This is a genomic window from Streptomyces pathocidini (genome assembly GCF_001418495.1).
Classification (GTDB): Bacteria; Actinomycetota; Actinomycetes; order Streptomycetales; family Streptomycetaceae; genus Streptomyces; species Streptomyces pathocidini.
The window spans coordinates 1-1,185 of record NZ_LIQY01000620.1; the positions used below are offsets into that span (position 1 = coordinate 1).

The 1,185-nt window shown below is 75.1% G+C and carries 1 pseudogene; it reads left to right on the top strand.

Features of this window, described 5'->3' with window-relative positions:
- Window positions 1-1,185: pseudogene (locus AOK16_RS23640) on the top strand (eCIS core domain-containing protein); the annotation flags it as partial.

Below are 1,185 nucleotides of genomic sequence, written 5' to 3' on the forward strand. Positions count from 1 at the left end.
CGAGTACGACCGTCTGCTGGACCTGGCGGACGAGGCGGAGACGGTGCCGATGGGCTTCCACTCCGCGCAGGTGCCCGCCCCGGAGGCCGATCTCTTCGAGGAGTTGGAGGTCGAGCGCGTCCGGTGGAAGCGCGCGGCGGAGGGCGAGCGCGCGGCGGGGCGGAAGCTTTCCCAGGACGCCCGCGAGGAGGCGGACGAGACCAGGAGCAGGGACGAGCAGTTCGGCGGCGACCGCAGCAGGGCCCGCGCGGACGCGGCGGCCGAGGACAAGGAGGCCGCCGAGCGCGCGGAGCAGGAGGACAAGCGCGCCCGGTCCCGCGAGCACGACGAGCAGGAGCAGCGGCAGGAGGAGGAACAGCAGCAGAAGGACCGGCAGCGGGGCGACGAAGCCGCCGACGAACGGGCGCGCGAAGGGCGGGAGGGCACCGAGCAGGCCAAGGAGGAGCGGAAGGCGCAGCGCGACCGGGAGGAGCAGGACCCCGAGCAGGCCAACGCCCCGGGCTCCGAGAAACGCAAGCGCGAAGACGACGCGAAGAGGCCCGCGGCGGGGTCGAGGCAGGAGGGCCTCGACCCGAAGGCGAAGGAGCAACCCGGTCGCGTACGCCCGGAGAAGGTGGACGAGCGGGCGGAGGAGCGCGACAGCGCCCTGTCCGAGCACGGTCTGCACGAGAAGGACGAGGACGAGGGTGAGCCCCGCGAGGAGGAGAAGCCGCTCGGCCTGGAGGCGGGGGCGGACAAGGACGTCGAGGGCGGTGAGGCCGAGAAGCGGGAGCAGGCCGGGTCGGTGGGCGCCTCCGGGAACCGCTCTCGTGGGGCTTCGGCGGCTCCGGTCGTCGACGAGCTCAATCTCCCCGAAGGGGCGTCACCGGCGTCGATCGCGGAGACGCTGGCCCTCACCGTGCCGGAACCGGATGGTCCGCCGTCCGGGGCCGGGGCTGCTGCGCAGGGCGAGGCGGGTGAGGCGGAAGGCCCCGACGAGGACGCGGCGGTCGCCGCCTCGGAGGGGCGGGGTTCCGCGGCGGAGCGGGAAGAGGCGCCGGCCTCCTCCGAACTGCCGGGTGAGCAGCCGGCGCAGCAGGAGGTGGGGCCGGACCCCGAGGGCTCGCACGGGGAGGAGGACGAACCCGAGACCGAGGGGCACGCGGCTCCCAGGGACGAGCGGGACGGGGGTGATCGCGACGGGGG